The sequence below is a fragment of the Salinicola avicenniae genome, from assembly GCF_023736115.1.
Lineage (GTDB): Bacteria > Pseudomonadota > Gammaproteobacteria > Pseudomonadales > Halomonadaceae > Salinicola > Salinicola avicenniae.
This window is the reverse complement of the sequence record NZ_JAKQZC010000007.1, coordinates 44821-61798: the sequence shown is the minus strand read 5'-3', so window position 1 is coordinate 61798 and position 16978 is coordinate 44821. Positions and strand designations below refer to the sequence as shown.

Below are 16978 nucleotides of genomic sequence, written 5' to 3'. Positions count from 1 at the left end.
ACGTGACTGAATGCTATCGCTCAAGACCAATCTCCAAGCAGCCGTCGACCAGCCGGTCGACGGCATCCAGATGGGCGACCCGACGTGCGTGCAGCGCCATCTGCGCCAGCACCTCGGGTTGAAGAAGTGATTCCAGCGCCGCCAGCAGTCGTGCCGGCGACAGTTCGGCCTGCTGTATCAGCTCCGCGCCACCGGCCTCGACCAGATGACGTGCGTTATGAGTCTGGTGGTCGTCCACTGCATGCGGGAAAGGCACCAGCAGTGACGGTTTGGCCGCCGCCGCCAGCTCGGCGATGGTCAACGCCCCGGCGCGACAGACGATCAGGTCCGCCCAGTCATAGGCTTCGGCCATGTCATCGATGAACGCGCTCACCTGCGCGCTGACGCCGGCCGCCTCGTAGGCGGCGCGCGTCGCCTCATCCTTGTCTCGGCCTGCTTGATGTCGCACCTCGGGGCGCTGCGACGGATCCAGCGATGCCATGGCCACCGGCAGCTTCTCGTTGAGCGACTGGGCGCCGAGCGAGCCGCCCAGCACCAGCAGCCGCAGGGGCCGCTGCGCCATCGTCTCCACCGCTCGAGGGCGTTCCCCCAATACCGCGATATCGGCCCGCACCGGGTTGCCGACGACCTCCGCCTGCTCACCGGGAAAGGCACCCGGGAACGCCGCGTAAACCCTCGTTGCCAGGCGTGCCAGCGAGCGGTTGGTCAATCCGGCGATGGCGTTCTGTTCATGCACCACCAGCGGCCGACCGGTCAGCTTCGCCGCCAGCCCGCCTGGCCCACTGGCGAAACCACCAAGACCGACCACCAGTTGAGGGTCGAAGTGACGCAGGACCTGGCGCGCCTGCCACACGGCACGACTCAGGCGCCAGGGAACCGCCAGCCATCCGGCAAGACCGTTGCCTCGAAGCCCCGCCACGTCGATGCGGTGCAGCGGAATACCCGCCGCCGGAACCAGCCGATTTTCGATACCGCGAGGGCTGCCAAGCCACTCGACCTGAACACCGCGTTCGCCCAGCCCCTTCGCCAGCGAGAGCGCCGGCACCACATGCCCGCCAGTTCCCCCCGCCATGATCAGAACGCGCTGGATGCGACTCATGTACCGGACTCCGCTGTATCTGTTTGACGCTTGTCGGACTTCGCCGCCTCTTGCTTGCGCTGGGCCAGCTGCCGCTGGCGTCGACGCACTTCCGCGTCGACGCGAAACAGGATCGCCATCATGACGCCACTGACAATCAGGCTGGAGCCGCCATAGCTCAGCAATGGCAGCGTTAACCCCTTGGTCGGCAGCATGCCGGCACTGACCGAGATATTGATGAACGCCTGCGCCCCAATGACCAGCGCAATGCCGTAGCAGAGATACGCCGCAAACGGGTTCCCCAGAAGCTCTGCCTTGCGCCCGATACGGAACGCGCGAAACACCAGAAGCGCCAGCAGCAGGATCACGCCCACGGCACCGAACAGCCCCAGCTCCTCGGCCAGCACCGCGAATACGAAATCGGTATGCGCCTCGGGAAGATAGAACAGTTTCTGCACGCTGTTGCCGAGTCCGAGGCCAAACCAGTGTCCGCGCCCGAAGGCAATCAGCGCCTGGGTCAACTGGTAGCCGGTGTTGTACTGATCGGCCCAGGGGTTGGCGAAGCTGGTGATTCGCTGCAGCCGATAGGGCTCAGCCACCGCGAGCATGACGGCGCCGGAACCGACGACGACGAGAATCAGCAGAAAGCGCCAGAGAGGCGCCCCCGAAAGCAGCAGCATGCCCATGACACAGCCGGTCAAGACCACGACCGCCCCATAGTCCGGCTCGAGAATCAGCAGGAAACCGATCAGCGCCATCACAGCCAGCGGTCGCAGGAAAGCGCCCCAGGTACGCCGCACCTCGGGCAGATAGCGCTCCAGGTATCCTGCCAGATAAACGATCAGGCAGAGCTTGGCGACCTCGGAAGCCTGGATATTGATCACGCCCAGCGGAATCCAGCGCCGGCTACCGTTGATCTCGCGTCCGACGATCAACACCACGAAGAGCAGAAACAGCGCGCCGAGCAGCAGATAGGGGCCCTTCTGTCGCCACCAGTCCAGCGGCAGCCGTACGGCGACCAGACCAACGACGATGGCCGCCATCACGAAGATGCCGTGGCGAATACTGAAATAGTAGGAGTTGCCGGTCAGGCTGGCGGCGATCTCGGTCGAGGCCGAGGTCACCATGACCCAGCCGATCAGCAGCAGCGAGAGCGAGGCCAGCAGCAGCCAGCCGTCGAAGGATTGATGTCGCGTGGAGAAACGCGCTTCGATCGCCTTTAGCATGTGGCTTCCTGCCCTTGCTCGAGGATCGCGCGGAAGGCATCGCCGCGAGCCATGTAATTCGGAAACTGATCGAGGCTGGCACAGGCCGGCGACAGCAGCACGCAGTCGCCCGGTTCGGCGACCGCCGCGGCACGCCGCATGGCCTCCTCCAGCGTCGCCACCCGCTGCGTCGGCAGATGCGCTTGCAATAACGACTCGAGCTGCGGTGCATCCTCGCCAAAGACGATGGCTTCCCGCGCGTGGCGCACCAGCGGTGCGATCAGCGGTGTAAAATCCGCGCCTTTGCCGACCCCGCCGCCGAGCCAGATCAAGCGGCCATCCAGAGTCTCACCCAGCCCGGCAATCGCCGCCAGCGTCGCGCCCACATTCGTGCCTTTGGAATCGTTGATCCAACGAACCCCCTGGCGCTCGGCCACCACCTCTCCCCGGTGCGGCAATCCGCCGAAACGGCTCAGTACGGCCTGCATCGCCCGCAGCGGCAGGCCCACGCTCTCGCCGATCGCCAGCGCGGCAAGGGCGTTGGCCTGATTGTGCCGGCCGCTCAGACGAAGCGCGGCAAGCGGCATCAGTGCTTGCGAGCCGTGACAGAACCACGCGTCGCCATCGCGCGTCGCGATTCCCCACTCATCGGCGCCAGGCGCCTCCGTCGTGAATGCAGTGCACGGCAGCGCAGGATCTTCAGGCCAGGTCGCGCGGTCCTCCGCGTTGACCACCGCCTTCGCCGCTCCTTCGAAAACGCGGGACTTAGCCAGTCGATAGCCCTGCATGTCGCCATGGCGATCAAGATGGTCGGCCGAAAGATTGAGGAATGCTGCGCAGGCGGCCCCCAGGCGCGGCGTGAGCTCGAGCTGAAAGCTCGAGAGCTCGAGCACGAACAACGCTGCTTCTGGATAGTCGAGCAACAGATCGAGTGCCGCATCGCCGAGATTGCCCCCGACCGCCACGTCGACGCCCGCCTCGCGCGCCATCTCGCCGACCAGCGTGGTCACCGTGGACTTGGCGTTCGATCCGGTGATGGCGACGACGGGCGCTCGGCAGACGCGCGCGAACAGCGCCATCTCGCCGATGACGCGTTCACGCACGGCGCCGAGCCCGGCCGCCTCGAGATCAATGCCGGGGCTGGCGACGATCTCAACGAAGCGCGTCAACTCGAGCTCGCTCAGGCTACCGAGATGCAGTTCGACCTGCGGAAATTCGCGGCGAAAGTCGGCAAGTCCCGGCGGCTGGCTGCGCGTATCGACAACCACGAACGGTTCGCCGCAAGCGCGCAGATAGCGCGCGACGGCGCGGCCGGAGATTCCCAGCCCGACGACCAGTCGTTCGCCAGCCGGTACGAGGGAGGCTTCGAGAGGGGCGGAGGCAATCATGGCATCAACGCAGCTTGAGCGTTGCCAGCCCCAGCAGCACCAGCATCACCGTCACGATCCAGAAGCGGACGATGACACGTGGCTCGGGCCAACCCTTGAGCTCGAAGTGGTGATGAAGAGGAGCCATGCGGAAGATGCGCCTCCCGGTCAGCTTGTAGGAAGCCACCTGCAGAATCACCGAGACCGTCTCCATCACGAACACGCCGCCCATGATGAACAGCACGATCTCCTGACGCACGATCACGGCCACGATGCCCAGCGCCGCGCCTAGCGCCAGCGCGCCCACATCGCCCATGAAGACCTGCGCCGGATAGGTATTGAACCAGAGGAAACCGAGCCCCGCCCCAGCAATGGTACCGCAGAAGACCGCAAGCTCGCCGGCACCGGGCACTTCGGGAATATGCAGGTAATCGGCGAACACCGCGTTGCCGCTCGCGTAGGCGAAGACCGCCAGCCCCATCGAGACCAGCACCGTCGGCATAATCGCGAGACCATCCAGCCCATCGGTCAGGTTGACCGCATTGGAGCTGCCCACGATCACGAGATAGGTCAGGACGACGTAGAAAAGTCCCAGCGGGATCACCACGTCCTTGAACAGCGGCACGATCAGGCTCACTTCGACCGGGCTGGCCGCGGTGAAATAGAGAATCAGCGCGGCGCCCAACCCCAGTACCGACTGCCAGAAATACTTCCAGCGCGCCGGCAGGCCTCGCGGATTCTTCTCCACCACCTTGCGGAAATCATCCACCCAGCCGATCGCACCGAAGCCGAGCGTCACCACCAGCACCAGCCAGATGTAGTGATTGGTCAGGTCTCCCCACAGCAGGGTGCTCACAGCAATGGAAATCAGGATCATCGCGCCGCCCATGGTCGGCGTTCCCGCCTTGGACAGGTGAGACTGCGGGCCGTCGTCGCGAACCGCCTGGCCGATCTGGCGCTCGACCAGCCGCCGGATTACCTGCGGCCCCATCCACAGGCTCAGGAACAGCGCGGTCAGCATGCCCAGAATCACGCGCAGCGTCTGATAGCCGAAAACATTGAAGGCACTCTGAAAATGGGAGAGCAGTTCAGTCAGAAAAAGCAGCATGAGTCACATTCACCTTGGGGCATCGTCTCGCAGCGCATCGACCAGTTGCTCCATGCGTGCGCTGCGGGATCCCTTGACCAGCACGCTGGCCCGGGGGGGAAGCTGGTCCCGGACAAAGCGCTCAAGCGCCGCCCGGTCCTCGAAATGATGGCCTTGTTCACCGAAGGCCTCGGCGGCGGGACGGGCCTCAGCCCCGCAGGTCGCCAGACAGTCGACATCCAGGGCGCGCGCGACACGGCCGACCTCGGCGTGCAATGCCGCGCTGTCGCGCCCGAGCTCGCCCATCGGGCCGAGCAGACACCAGTGCGGCCCGGGCAACGATGTCAGGCTCTCGATCGCCGCCCGCATGGCACCGGGGTTGGCATTGTAGGTGTCGTCGATAAGACAGCTACCCCGAAGCCCCGCCACCGGCTGCATGCGACCGCGGACCGGTACGCAAGCCTCGAGACCGGTAACGATCTCGGCCGGCTCCAGCCCCATCGCGTGCGCCGCCGCGGCGGCAGCCAAGGCATTGCGAACGTTATGACGCCCCATCAGCGGCAGAGCGACCCGCACCGTGGGCGACCCCGGCAGCGACAGCGTGAAAGCATAACGCCCGGCGCGATCGCAGACCAGATCGTCCGCCCGAACGCTGGCCGGTGCCTCGAGGGCAAAATCGAGCACTCGAGCACGGCCGGCCAGCGCTCGCCAGACGGCGTAATAGCGCTCGTCGCGATCGAGAATCGCATAGCCCGACTCGGCCAGACCGGCCAGTATTTCGCCCTTGGCCTGCGCGATCTGCCCCAGACCACCGAACTCGCCGACATGAGCACCGGTGACATTGGTGATGATCGCGACATCGGGACGCGCCAGCGCGGTCGTCCAGGCGATTTCACCGAGATGATTGGCCCCCAGCTCGACCGCGGCGTAGCGGTGCGAGGCGGTCAATGCCAACAGGGTCAGCGGCGCGCCGATATCGTTGTTGAGATTGCCCCGCGTGGCCAACGTCGATGCGCGCTGCGAAAGCATCGACGCCAGCATCTCCTTGACCGTCGTCTTGCCGCTGTTGCCGGTGACCGCGACCAGCCGACCCTGCCAAGCCAGGCGATGCGAACGCGCCAGCAACCCCAGGGCGAGTCGCGTATCCGGCACCACAATCTGCGCCAGCGGCTCGTCGACTCTGCGCGAGACGACCGCACCGACCGCGCCCTTGGCACGCGCCTCGGCCAGAAAGTCATGCGCGTCGAAGCGCTCGCCCTCGAGTGCCACCAGCAGGTCGCCGGGGGCGAGTTCGCGCGTGTCCGTCACGATTCGGCTCACGTCAGCATCTTCGCCTTGCAGATCACTCCCCAGCCGGGCCGCCAAGGTCGATAGCCGGTCGCTCATGCCTCAACCTCCAGCCGGTCGCAGCACGCCTGGGCGATCTCGAGATCGCTGAACGGATGTCGCGTCCCGGCAATCTCCTGATAATCCTCGTGCCCCTTGCCGGCGATCAGCACGATATCGCCCGCACTCGCAGCCGCAATCACCGTCTCGATCGCACGCTGACGGCCCGCAATCGAGCGGGTGGCGGCTCGCCCAGCGGGGGTAAGGCCGGCCAGAATCTGCTCGCGAATGGCGGCAGCCGGCTCCCCACGCGGGTTGTCGTCGGTCACGACGACAGCGTCGGCCAGGCGCTCGGCGACGGCCGCCATCAACGGGCGCTTGCCGCTGTCGCGATCGCCGCCGCAACCGAACACGCACCACAGTTTGCCGCCGTCGCGCGCCGGTAGATGCTCACGCAGCGCCGACAGCGCGTTCTCCAGCGCGTCCGGGGTGTGGCCGTAGTCGACGACCACGATCGGCGCACGACTTGCCGTGGCACGCGGCAATCGCTGCATGCGCCCCGGCACCGGGCGAAGGCTGGCAGACGCCTCCCACACCGAAGTCAGCGAAAAGCCGAGCCCGTAGACCGTGGCCATGGCCAGCAGCGCGTTCTCCAGATTGAAGCGCCCCATCAGCGGCAGTTCCAGTACACCCTCGTGCTCGGGGGTCGCGACAATGGCGCGAAGCCCGCTCGGCAGCGTTTCGCACTCGAGCACGCGTAGCGTCGTGGCCTCGTCGCTACCCACCGCCAGAACCCGCACACCCGCGGCCAGTCCGGCCAGCATCAGACGCGCCAGCGCATCGTCGCCGTTGACGACCGCCAGCTCGAGCGTGTCACGCCGAAAAAGACGTGCCTTGGCCGCCGCGTAAGCGGCCATGCTGCCGTGGTAATCGAGATGGTCACGACTGAGATTGGTGAAAACCGCGGCGTCAATCCGCGTGTCGCCCAGGCGAGACTGCGCCAGCGCGTGCGATGACACCTCCATCGCCACGTGTCCGATGCCCTGGGCCGCCATGTCACCCAGCATCTGTTGCAACGGCAGCGGCCCCGGCGTGGTTTGCAACGCGGCAGAGAGTTGCGTCGGCCGCCCATAGCCCAGCGTACCGATCACGCCGGCCGGCGAGCCCAGCGCCTCCAGCAAGGTCGCGATATAGTGGGTCACAGAGCTTTTGCCGTTGGTCCCGGTCACGCCAACCAGCGCCAGCGACTCAGGCACACCGAAAAGCAGGCGCCCCATTTCCGCCAGACGCTGGCTCAGCGCCGGCAGCGCCAGCACTGGTGAGTCGTGCGATGCCGAACAAGGCATCTCGCCGGCCTCGCAAAGTATGGCGGCAGCCCCCGACGCCAGCGCCGTGGCCATGAAATCGCGGCCGTCGACCGCCACGCCGGGCACCGCCAGGAATATCTCGCCACCGGTGATCTCGCGGCTGTCCAGCACCAGCGACACCGACGATGTCTGGCTCAGCGCCGCCGTCAGGGCGGGCAGCCCGTCGTGCGACGGCCACATCGCCGCCAGCGTCGACAACAGACGGTCGACCGCTACGTTCATGGCGTAGTCTCCTCTTCGGGCTGATCGGGGGGCACATCGAGCAGTCGTAACGCGTTGCCCACGACACGACTGAACACCGGCGCCGCGACCAGCCCGCCGTAATAGTCCCCTTTCTTGGGGTTGTCGATCATCACTACCGTGACAATACGCGGGTCGGAGGCCGGCGCGATACCGGCAAAGAGCCCGCGATACTCGGTCTCCTGATAGCCACTGCTGGTGACCTTTCGCACCGTGCCGGTCTTACCCGCGATGCGATACCCGGGCACCATCGCCAGATGACCGCCGGCATTCGGCTGCACAATATTCTCCAGCATGCCAAGCAGCTCATGGGCCACGTGCGGCGTCATCACCGGCTCTCCCGCCGGGGGATCGTCGACTCGCAGCAGCGACGGTGAGAGCCGCTGGCCATCATTGGCGATTGCGGTATAGGCACTCGCCAGCTGCAGCGGCGTCACCGCAATCCCGTACCCGTAGGCCATGGCAGCCTGGGCGCTGCGCGGCAGATTGCTGGTAGAGGGCAGACTGCCGCCGTTCTCGCCCGGGAAGCCGGTGCCCGGCGATTGCCCGAGCCCCAGGGCCCGATAGCGATCCCAGATGGTCTCCTTAGGCAGCGACAGCGCGATGTGCGCCATGCCGATGTTGGAGGAGTGCAGCAGGATGCCGGCCGGGGATAGTTCGCCGTAGTTGCGGAAATCGCGAATCGTGTAGCCGTCGACGACCATCCAGCCCGGTGTGGTATCGATGATACTGTCCGGCGAATATTGGTCCGTGGCCAGCGCCGCGGACATCGCCAGCGGCTTCATCACCGAACCGGGTTCGATGGCATCGGTGATCGCTTGATTGCGCAGGCCGCGCACATCCACGTCACTGCGATTGTTGGGGTTGTAGGAAGGCAGGTTCGCCATCGCCAGCACTTCACCGGTGCGCGCATCCAGCATGACCAGCGAGCCACCGTCGGCATCGTTCTCGCGGACCCCGGCCGCCAGCTCCCGGTAGGCCATGTACTGCAGGCGCAGGTCGATCGATAGCGTCAGGTCACCACCAGGCTTGGCCTCGTCGATCAAATGCAGATCGCGCACCAGGCGCCCCTTGCGATCCTTGAGCACGCGCCGCTTGCCCGGCTCGCCGGTCAGATAGCGATTGTAGGCAAGCTCCAGCCCCTCCTGACCGTGATCGTCAACGTTGGTCACACCGACCAACTGCGCGGCCACCTCGCCCGCCGGGTAGTAGCGCTTGTACTCGTCGCGGGCGTAGACACCGGGCATCTGCAGATCGAGCACCGGCTTGGCCTCCGCCGGGGTCAGCTGACGCCGCAGATACATGAACTCGTGATCCGAATAGCGCTCGATGCGCGCCTCGAGTTGATCCGGGTCCAGCTTGAGCGCCTGGGCGAGCAGCGTTTGCTGAATCGGATCCTGCGGCAGTTGCTGCGGATTGGCCCAGAGCGTCACCACTGGCGTCGAGATGGCGAGCGGGTCCCCGTTGCGATCACTGATCATGCCGCGATGCGCACCGATGGTCTCGACCCGCAGCGTGCGTGCATCGCCTTGATTCTGCAAAAAACTGCGATCCACCACCTGCAGGTAGACGACCCGACCGATCAGCGCGGATAGCGCGACCAGAATGATCAACAGCATGAACCAGTAACGACCCGCCCCCAGCGGCGCAACCGCGGCACGGGACTTCGAGGATGGAGGACGCCGTGTCGCGCTCATGGTCGAATCACCTTGACGTCGCCAACGCTCGGCACACGCATTTCCAGCCGCTGACTGGCGAGCGATTCAATCCGCGCCGGTGAAGACCAGGTACTCTCTTCAAGCAGCAGACGCCCCCACTCGGTCTGCAGCGCGTCACGCTGGCTCTCGAGCTTCTGCAGGCGTGCGTACTGCACACGGGTGAGATGCGTGGTCGTGGTGATAGATAGCGCCGTGAACAGGATCGCCAGCACCATCACTGCCAACAGTATGCCGCGCCCGGTCACGCGGCGGGCAAACGGCCAGTCACCGACTCCCCACGGGGCACGTCGTCCTTGAACGGCCATATAGCTCCTTACGCCAGCTTCTCCGCGACGCGCATGACGGCGCTGCGCGCGCGGGGGTTGGCATCGACTTCACGGTCGCCGGGGCGCATTGCCTTGCCGATCGGCTTGAGACGTTTATTGAGCTGGTCCTCGCGTATCGGCATGCCGCGAGGCAGGTGCGTATCCCCCCGCGCCTGATCGCGAATGAAGCGCTTGACCAGCCGGTCCTCGAGCGAGTGAAAGCTGATCACGACAAGACGCCCGCCGGGCGCGAGCGACTGCAACGCGGCCTCGAGCGCACGCTCGAGCTGCTCCAGCTCCTCGTTCAAATGAATGCGGATCGCCTGGAAGACACGGGTTGCCGGATGCTTGCCCTTTTCCCAGGCGGGGTGTGCCGCCTTGACGATCTCCGCCAGCTGATGGGTCCGCGCGATGGGCGTTTCCTGACGGGCACTCACGATGGCACGGGCAATGCGCTTGGCGAAGCGCTCTTCACCATAGACCTTGAAGACCCGCGCCATCTCTTGCTCGCCGGTACGCGCCAACCACTCGGCGGCCCCGACGCCACTCTGCGGGTCCATGCGCATGTCCAGCGGGCCATCGCGCAGAAAGCTGAAGCCACGCGCCGGGTCGTCGAGCTGCGGCGACGAGACGCCAACATCCAGCAACACACCGCTTAGCTCGCCGGCGAGACCATGCAAGGCCGCATGCTGGTCGAGTTCGGCGAACACACCGGGGCAGATCGTGAAGCGCGGATCGTCGATCTCCTGCGCCGCCGCCAGCGCCGCAGGGTCGCGATCGACAGCGAGCAGACGCCCCCCGGGGGAGAGCTTTGACAGGATGAGTCGCGAGTGGCCGCCGCGCCCGAAGGTGCCATCGAGATAGGCCCCGGACGGCGACTGGATCAGCGCATCGACGGCACCGTCGAGCAGCACGCTAGTGTGACCATAACCGGAGGCGCCTGCCGCACCCGCCTCGGGTGCCTGTAGGGCCTGGTCGCGAAAGACTGGGTCGCGGTGCAGCATGCGGTTCTCGGTGTCGGACGGCAAAAAAATCGGAGAGGGAGCCGGCCGATAAGCCGGGTTCTGTCGAGGACAGTCATTCATCTAGGAGACGCGTCGCCACGCCTCTCAAGCAACCTACCCGGACCCAGCGCGGGCCGCGCCTATAGGGTCCCTATTTGGTCTTGCTCCAGGTGGGGTTTACCGTGCCACGCACTGTTGCCAGGCGCGCGGTGCGCTCTTACCGCACCCTTTCACCCTTACCGGCAGCATAACGCTGCTTAGGCGGTCTACTCTCTGCTGCACTAGCCGTCGGCTTGCGCCGCCCAGGCGTTACCTGGCACCTCGCCCTATGGAGCCCGGACTTTCCTCCCCCGGACATGCCGGCGGCGACTGTCTGGCCGACTCCCAAGCGCGCAAGAATAACAGCCCCCTCACCCCCTCTCAAGCGGCCCGTGGCGGGTTATGCGAAACCCTGACCATTTGTCACGAAACGTCGCTCGCCGGCGACACCTGCCCGCCCCGACATCGCACCGAATTCACGCTAGCACGATCGCTACGCGTCCTTCAGCGTCAGCGCCAGCTGGTACCAATGCTTGCGACCGCCACCGAGAACCCGAGACACCACCGCGGCCGCGCTCTTGACGCTCACCCCCTCCGCCAGCATGGCCTCAAGCAGCGCCCGCCCCTCGGCATCGTCGGCATCAACCTGCGCCGGCGGGGCCCCGGCGACCATCACCACGAACTCGCCTCGAGCCTGATCGGCATCGGCGTCCATGGTGGCCAGCAGTTCGGACGACGTCCCCGCCAGAAAAGTCTCGAAGGTCTTGGTCAACTCACGCCCGAGCACGACCTGCCGCGCCCCCAGCGTCGCGTCGAGGTCCACCAGCGTATCGCGGATACGATGCGGCGACTCGTAGAAGACCCGGGTCTCTTCGCGCTGCGCGCCGGTCTCCAACTGACGCCGCCTGGCACCAGACTTCGCCGGCAAAAAACCCTCGAAGGTGAAACGATCCGTCGGCAATCCGGCCGCGCTCAGCGCCGCAACCAACGCGCAGGCCCCCGGCACCGGCACGATGCGACACCCGGCACCACGCAGCTCTCGAACCAGCACGAAGCCGGGATCGGAAATCAGCGGCGTCCCGGCATCACTCACCAACGCCAGCGACTCGCCGGCCGCCAGCCGACGGCGCAACTGCTCGACCCGCGACGCCTCGTTATGCTCGTGTAGCGAGATCAAGGGCCGCTCGATTCCCAGATGCCTCAGCAGGCGCTGCGTATGCCGAGTATCCTCGGCCGCGATCGCATCCGCCTCGGCCAGCACACGGGCCGCGCGCGCGCTCAGGTCCTCGAGATTCCCAATCGGCGTGGCGACCACGTACAATACGCCTTCCTTTGTCTCGCTCATTCGGTACCATCCGGATTGACTTGCGTTGCGCATCGACCCAACCGTGTCGACAGGGCCGATGCAGATTCAGGAACCCATCCGCCGGGCATGGAGCCATTCGCGCTTCCCGGCGGAACAGGAACGGGCTCGGCACCAGCGAACGCACTCCAGCCGCGATCGCCGGCGACACGCCAGGCCTCTCAACACGGAAAGGGAAAGACATCATGCGTTATGCGCTGCGGCGACTCCTCCTGCCCCTGCTGGCAACACTGATACTGGCAGGCTGTGCCGGGCAAAGCCTGATGCAGGACGCCGCAGGACCGAGCGCCGAAGAATTGCTCGCTCAGGCCGACAATCAGAGCGGCCGAGAAGCCGCAAGCTCCCGCCTGCAGGCGGCGGACATCCTAGCACGCCAGGGAAACACTGCGCAGGCGCTCGAGATTGCGGGCCGCATCGATACGTCACTGCTCGGCGCCGACCAGCGCGTGCAGTGGGCCATGGTGCTCTCCGACGCCGGCATCGCCGAGCAGGACGGTCGAAGCGTGATCCGTGCGACCGATATCCTCGATACCACTACCGCACTTTCTACCGAAGACGCCCAGACATTGCGCTATCGCCGCGGCTTGGCACTCACTCTGGTGGGCGAGCCGGAGACCGCGACCCGCCTCCTGATCGACCTGCAGCGGGACAACGCCCCTTACGACCTCAACGATGACATCTGGCAACCGCTGTCGAGCCTGACACCAATGGCGCTCGACGCCCTGGCAGCCACCGGCGATGATGCCATCACGCAGGGCTGGGTCGATCTGGCACGCCTCTACCGTGAAAGCGGCGGCGACATTTCCAACCTCTTCGATCGACTTGATCAGTGGCGCAGCCGCTACCCGAACCACCCGGCCAACCGGCGCCTGCCCCAGGACCTGTCGGCACTGCGCCAGGTGCAAGGCAACGAGGTACGCCAGATTGCCGTGCTGCTCCCCGAAAGCGGCCCGCTCGCCAATATCGCCTCGGCCATTCGCCAAGGCATGGAAGCCCGCGCCAGCGACGCTGAGGCCCAGGGCGAGCGCACACCGCGCCTGACGTTCATCGACTCCAGCCAGCAGAACATCGACGCCCTCTATGCCCAGGCGACGATGGGCGGCGCCCAGGCCGTCGTCGGCCCGCTCGCGAAAGAGAAGGTCAGCGAACTGGAAAATCGTGATAGCGTGCCGCTGCCGACCCTGGCACTCAACTACGGCGAACATCCCCGCAACCGCGCCGGGCAACTGTTCCAGTACGGACTCTCAGCAGAAGACGAAGCGCGCCAGGCAGCCCATCGCGCTTATCTTGACGGCCACCGCCGCGCCGGCATCATGATTCCGGACAACGACTGGGGCGCCCGCGTACTGACCGCCTTCCGTCAGCGCTGGGAACGCGACGGCGGCAACGTCGTCTCGGTCGTCAGCTACGACCCGGCGGGCTCCGTCGCCCCGGCCGTGCGCAACCTGCTGAACGACGACCCCGATCGCCTCGACATGCTGTTCCTGCTGGCCCTGCCGAGCTATGCCCGCCAGGTCCCGCCGACACTGGAGTTCTACTACGCCGGAGATCTTCCGGTATACGCCACGTCGCACCTGTACGAAGGCATGCCGCAGCCCCGAGCCGATCATGACCTCGATGGCGTCCAGTTCGTCGACCTGCCGTGGATGATCCCGGATGCTGCCGCTGGCGGCGAAGAGGCCCTGCCTTTCGTCTCGACCTACCAGCGCCTGGCGAACGACAACGACCCCGGCCTGCTCAAGCTGAACGCCATGGGCGTCGACGCCTTCGAGCTGGGACGCCGCCTGCCGCTGCTCCAGGCACTCCCCAACACCCAGGTCTTCGGCGCCACCGGCAAGCTCGAGGCCCGAGACGACGGCCGCATCGAGCGCACGCTCCCCTGGGCCCAGTTCCAGGCCGGCACCCCTCAGCCACTGCTGACAGGCGGACGCGGCCCGATGGCCAGCGAGTCCGGCAACGACGACGAATCGACCGACAGCCGCCCGCAGGCCACATCGCCCTCCGGTGAACGCCTCAACGGCGCCGCGCTCGACGAGGCGCAGGACGCCGACGTTGCCCCGGCCAACTGACGCCCGCCGACGCGGCGAGCAGATCGAGACGCTCGCCGCCCATTGGCTGGAACAGCGCGGGCTGACCCTGATCAGCCGCAACCAGCATGCCAAGGGCGGCGAGATCGACCTGATCATGCGCGACGGCGAGACGCTGGTCTTTGTCGAGGTGCGCCACCGCCGCCGCACGGATCACGGCCATCCACTGGAAACCGTCACCCCGGCCAAGCAGCGCCGCATCATCAAAGCGGCGCGTTTTTATCTACAGACGCAGCGGCTATCATGTCCCTGCCGCTTCGACGTCGTCGGCGTCACCGGTACTCGACCCGATCTCACAGTCGAGTGGATACGCGCCGCCTTCGACGCCTATTGACCGCCCAAAGGCACGCCCATGGATTTTCAAGCACGCATACTCGATCACTTCAACGCCAGTATCGACACCAAGACCTACGCCAGCGAGGTCCTACCCCCGTTCATCGAGGTCGCCAGCCAGATGATGGTTCAGTGCCTGGTCAGCGAAGGCAAGATACTGGCCTGCGGTAACGGTGGCAGCGCCGGCGACAGCCAGCACTTCTCCTCGGAGCTGCTCAACCGTTTCGAACGCGAGCGGCCGAGCCTGCCGGCACTAGCGCTGACCACGGACACCTCGACGCTGACGTCGATCGCCAACGATTACAGCTACAACGACGTCTTCTCCAAGCAGATCCGCGCACTGGGCCAGCCGGGCGATATCCTGCTCGCCATCTCCACCAGCGGCAACTCGGCCAATGTGGTGCAGGCGATCCAGGCCGCCCATGATCGCGAGATGAGCATCGTCGCCCTGACCGGGCGAGACGGTGGCGACATGGCTTCCCTGCTCGGCCAGGAGGACTGCGAGATCCGCGTCCCCGCCACCTCCACCGCCCGAATTCAGGAAGTCCATCTCTTGGTCATTCACTGCTTGTGTGATCTGATCGACGAACAGCTTTTTGGTAGCAACGAGTGAGCCTTACCCCATGAAGAAACGCCTGATCGCATCCTCCTGCCTTATCGGCCTGCTGACGCTGGCCGGCTGCGCCAGCAACGGCGCGGAAGAGAACTACGCCGAGCGCACGCCTGGCGCCAAGGTCGAAGACAGCACCATCCAGGGCAAGATTTTCGACGCTCTGCAATCGGCCGACGCACGCTATGGCGATGCCCACGTCAACGTCGACAGCTATAACAGCAACGTACTCCTGACCGGCCAGGTACCCAGCGACGAACTCAAGCAGCGCGCCAACGAGATTGCCAAGAACGTCCGCAGTGTACGCCAGGTTCACAACGAACTGATGGTGTCCGCCAATACGCCCGTCAGCCAGCGCATGACCGACACCTGGATCACCGGACGCATCAAGACCAACCTAATCGCCAATGAAGAGCTGGACGCCAATCTGATTCGCGTCATCACCGAGAATGGCACCGTCTACCTGATGGGCATGGTAACTCAGCAACAGGCTAACCAGATCGTCAGCGCGGCCTCCGGCGTCGGCGGCGTACAGCGCATCGTCAAGGTGTTCGAATACCTCGACTGACGCCGCCCGAGCCAAAAAAAGCCGCCGCCGAACTAGGTTCGGCGGCGGCTTTTTACTATCCGCGCAACGCGATTGTGCGACTGGCAATAGCGGCCTATCAGCTCGCGACAGCTACTTGACGACGCGCAGCGAGGGACGCCCCTTTTCGGGCCGCGCCGCCTCATCATCCTCTGCCGAAGCCTCGGAAGCTTCTTCACCGGCGCGCCCTTCGACGCTCTCCAGGGTCGGACGCCCCTCGTCCTCCAGTTCGGCCTGCTCCTCGTCCGAGAAGTCGGGCATGACCGGCTCTTGGCCAAACACCATACCTACACCGTTCTCCCGGGCGTAGATAGCTACCAGCGCATCCATCGGCACCACGACCTGCATCGGCTGGCCACTGAACCGCGCACCGAAGGTGACCGCCGCATTGTCGATCGCCAAATCACGCACGGCGGCCGGCGCCACGTTCAACACGATCTGGCCATTCTGAACGAACTGCTGCGGCACCTTGACGCCAGGCTTGCCGGCATCCACCACGATGTAAGGTGTCTGCTCGTTATCGAGCAGCCATTCGTACAGACCTCTTGCCAGATAAGGGCGACTGGTCAGCATGTCATCTCCTCTCGAGCAGCTTGCGGCACCCGCCGCCTCAGCTGCGCATATCTCGTTCGGATTCGGTCAGCGAAACCTTGAAGGCGTCGCGCGCAAAGACGCGTTCCATGTAGCTCACGAGCGGCTGAACCTGCTTTTCAGGCAGCTCGACGCCCAGCGCCGGTAGGCGCCACAGAATCGGCGCGATGCAGCAATCCACCAGCGTGAACTCGTCGCTCATGAAGTACGGCATATCTTCGAAGATCGGGGAGATGCCTGCCAGACTTTCACGCAACTCCTTGCGCGCCTTTTCGGCGTCCTTCTTGGAACCCTGCAGGATCTGGTCCACGAGCGGGCACCATTCGCGCTCGATGCGATGCATCCAGAGCCGACTCTGGGCACGCGCCACCGGATAGACCGGCAGCAGCGGCGGATGCGGGAAGCGCTCGTCGAGATACTCCATCATGACCTTGGACTCGTAGAGCACCAGATCGCGGTCGAGCAGCGTCGGCACGCTGTTGTACGGATTCAGATCCGCCAACTCAGCATTGTGCTCGTCCGCAGAGACATCCAGGATATCGACAGCCACGCCCTTCTCGGCCAGCACGATTCTGACACGATGGCTGAAATGGTCATCGCTGCCGGAGTAGAAGGTCATCGACGATCGCTTGGCCACTACACCCATGAAACTTTCCTCGCATTAATTCAACG

The 16978-nt window shown here is 65.4% G+C and carries 16 protein-coding genes and 1 other RNA gene; 4 read left to right on the top strand and 13 right to left on the bottom strand.

Features of this window, described 5'->3' with window-relative positions:
• Positions 1-13: 13 nt before the first annotated feature.
• The 11 genes from murG to rsmI all read right to left on the bottom strand — a co-directional run bounded on the left by murG (position 14) and on the right by rsmI (position 12081).
• Positions 14-1099 carry an undecaprenyldiphospho-muramoylpentapeptide beta-N-acetylglucosaminyltransferase gene (gene murG, locus MC381_RS17130; protein WP_251978981.1) on the bottom strand — a complete coding sequence of 362 codons (1086 nt, stop codon included), beginning with the start codon at positions 1097-1099 and terminating at the stop codon, positions 14-16.
• Entirely contained in the window at positions 1096-2304 is a 1209-nt protein-coding gene (ftsW, locus tag MC381_RS17125; protein ID WP_251978980.1) for a putative lipid II flippase FtsW, read from the bottom strand. The genes murG and ftsW overlap by 4 nt, the downstream gene beginning before the upstream one ends.
• Positions 2298-3671: a UDP-N-acetylmuramoyl-L-alanine--D-glutamate ligase gene (gene murD, locus MC381_RS17120; RefSeq protein ID WP_251978979.1), complete on the bottom strand. Its 1374-nt coding sequence runs from the start codon at positions 3669-3671 to the stop codon at positions 2298-2300. The genes ftsW and murD overlap by 7 nt, the downstream gene beginning before the upstream one ends.
• Positions 3672-3675: 4 nt before the next feature.
• Entirely contained in the window at positions 3676-4758 is a 1083-nt protein-coding gene (gene mraY, locus MC381_RS17115) for a phospho-N-acetylmuramoyl-pentapeptide-transferase (protein ID WP_251978978.1), read from the bottom strand.
• A 9-nt stretch (positions 4759-4767) separates the two neighbouring features.
• Positions 4768-6123 (bottom strand): UDP-N-acetylmuramoyl-tripeptide--D-alanyl-D-alanine ligase, encoded by a 1356-nt coding sequence (locus MC381_RS17110; protein WP_251978977.1) that lies wholly within the window; start codon positions 6121-6123, stop codon positions 4768-4770.
• On the bottom strand, positions 6120-7652 hold the full coding sequence (locus MC381_RS17105) for a UDP-N-acetylmuramoyl-L-alanyl-D-glutamate--2,6-diaminopimelate ligase (protein WP_251978976.1): 1533 nt from the start codon (positions 7650-7652) through the stop codon (positions 6120-6122). Before MC381_RS17105 ends, MC381_RS17110 begins: the two co-directional genes overlap by 4 nt.
• Positions 7649-9367, bottom strand: coding sequence for a peptidoglycan D,D-transpeptidase FtsI family protein (locus MC381_RS17100; RefSeq protein ID WP_251978975.1), 1719 nt, complete (start codon positions 9365-9367; stop codon positions 7649-7651). The genes MC381_RS17105 and MC381_RS17100 overlap by 4 nt, the downstream gene beginning before the upstream one ends.
• On the bottom strand, positions 9364-9693 hold the full coding sequence (ftsL, locus tag MC381_RS17095) for a cell division protein FtsL (protein ID WP_251978974.1): 330 nt from the start codon (positions 9691-9693) through the stop codon (positions 9364-9366). The genes MC381_RS17100 and ftsL overlap by 4 nt, the downstream gene beginning before the upstream one ends.
• A gap of 8 nt (positions 9694-9701) precedes the next feature.
• The gene (gene rsmH / locus MC381_RS17090; protein ID WP_251978973.1) at positions 9702-10697 is read right to left on the bottom strand and encodes a 16S rRNA (cytosine(1402)-N(4))-methyltransferase RsmH; all 996 of its coding nucleotides are present in this window, start codon (positions 10695-10697) and stop codon (positions 9702-9704) included.
• 33 nt (positions 10698-10730) lie between these two features.
• An RNA gene (gene rnpB / locus MC381_RS17085) (RNase P RNA component class A) lies at positions 10731-11082 on the bottom strand.
• A 147-nt stretch (positions 11083-11229) separates the two neighbouring features.
• Entirely contained in the window at positions 11230-12081 is an 852-nt protein-coding gene (gene rsmI, locus MC381_RS17080) for a 16S rRNA (cytidine(1402)-2'-O)-methyltransferase (protein ID WP_251978972.1), read from the bottom strand.
• Between the two features lie 203 nt (positions 12082-12284).
• On the opposite strand from rsmI, the gene MC381_RS17075 reads away from it, so the two are divergent.
• Genes MC381_RS17075 through MC381_RS17060 form a run of 4 tightly spaced genes read left to right on the top strand, consistent with a single transcriptional unit; the run spans position 12285 to position 15697 of the window.
• Positions 12285-14168: a penicillin-binding protein activator gene (locus MC381_RS17075; protein WP_251978971.1), complete on the top strand. Its 1884-nt coding sequence runs from the start codon at positions 12285-12287 to the stop codon at positions 14166-14168.
• Positions 14152-14520: a YraN family protein gene (locus MC381_RS17070; protein ID WP_251978970.1), complete on the top strand. Its 369-nt coding sequence runs from the start codon at positions 14152-14154 to the stop codon at positions 14518-14520. The genes MC381_RS17075 and MC381_RS17070 overlap by 17 nt, the downstream gene beginning before the upstream one ends.
• Before the next feature lie 18 nt (positions 14521-14538).
• Positions 14539-15132: a phosphoheptose isomerase gene (locus MC381_RS17065; RefSeq protein WP_251978969.1), complete on the top strand. Its 594-nt coding sequence runs from the start codon at positions 14539-14541 to the stop codon at positions 15130-15132.
• 10 nt (positions 15133-15142) lie between these two features.
• Positions 15143-15697 (top strand): BON domain-containing protein, encoded by a 555-nt coding sequence (locus MC381_RS17060; RefSeq protein ID WP_251978968.1) that lies wholly within the window; start codon positions 15143-15145, stop codon positions 15695-15697.
• 111 nt (positions 15698-15808) lie between these two features.
• On the opposite strand, the gene MC381_RS17055 is transcribed toward MC381_RS17060, so the two are convergent.
• Both MC381_RS17055 and sspA read right to left on the bottom strand, forming a co-directional pair.
• Positions 15809-16288: a ClpXP protease specificity-enhancing factor gene (locus tag MC381_RS17055; RefSeq protein WP_251978967.1), complete on the bottom strand. Its 480-nt coding sequence runs from the start codon at positions 16286-16288 to the stop codon at positions 15809-15811.
• 37 nt (positions 16289-16325) lie between these two features.
• A complete protein-coding gene (gene sspA, locus MC381_RS17050; protein ID WP_251978966.1) occupies positions 16326-16952 on the bottom strand; it encodes a stringent starvation protein SspA in 627 nt (208 codons plus the stop codon).
• Positions 16953-16978 lie beyond the last annotated feature (26 nt).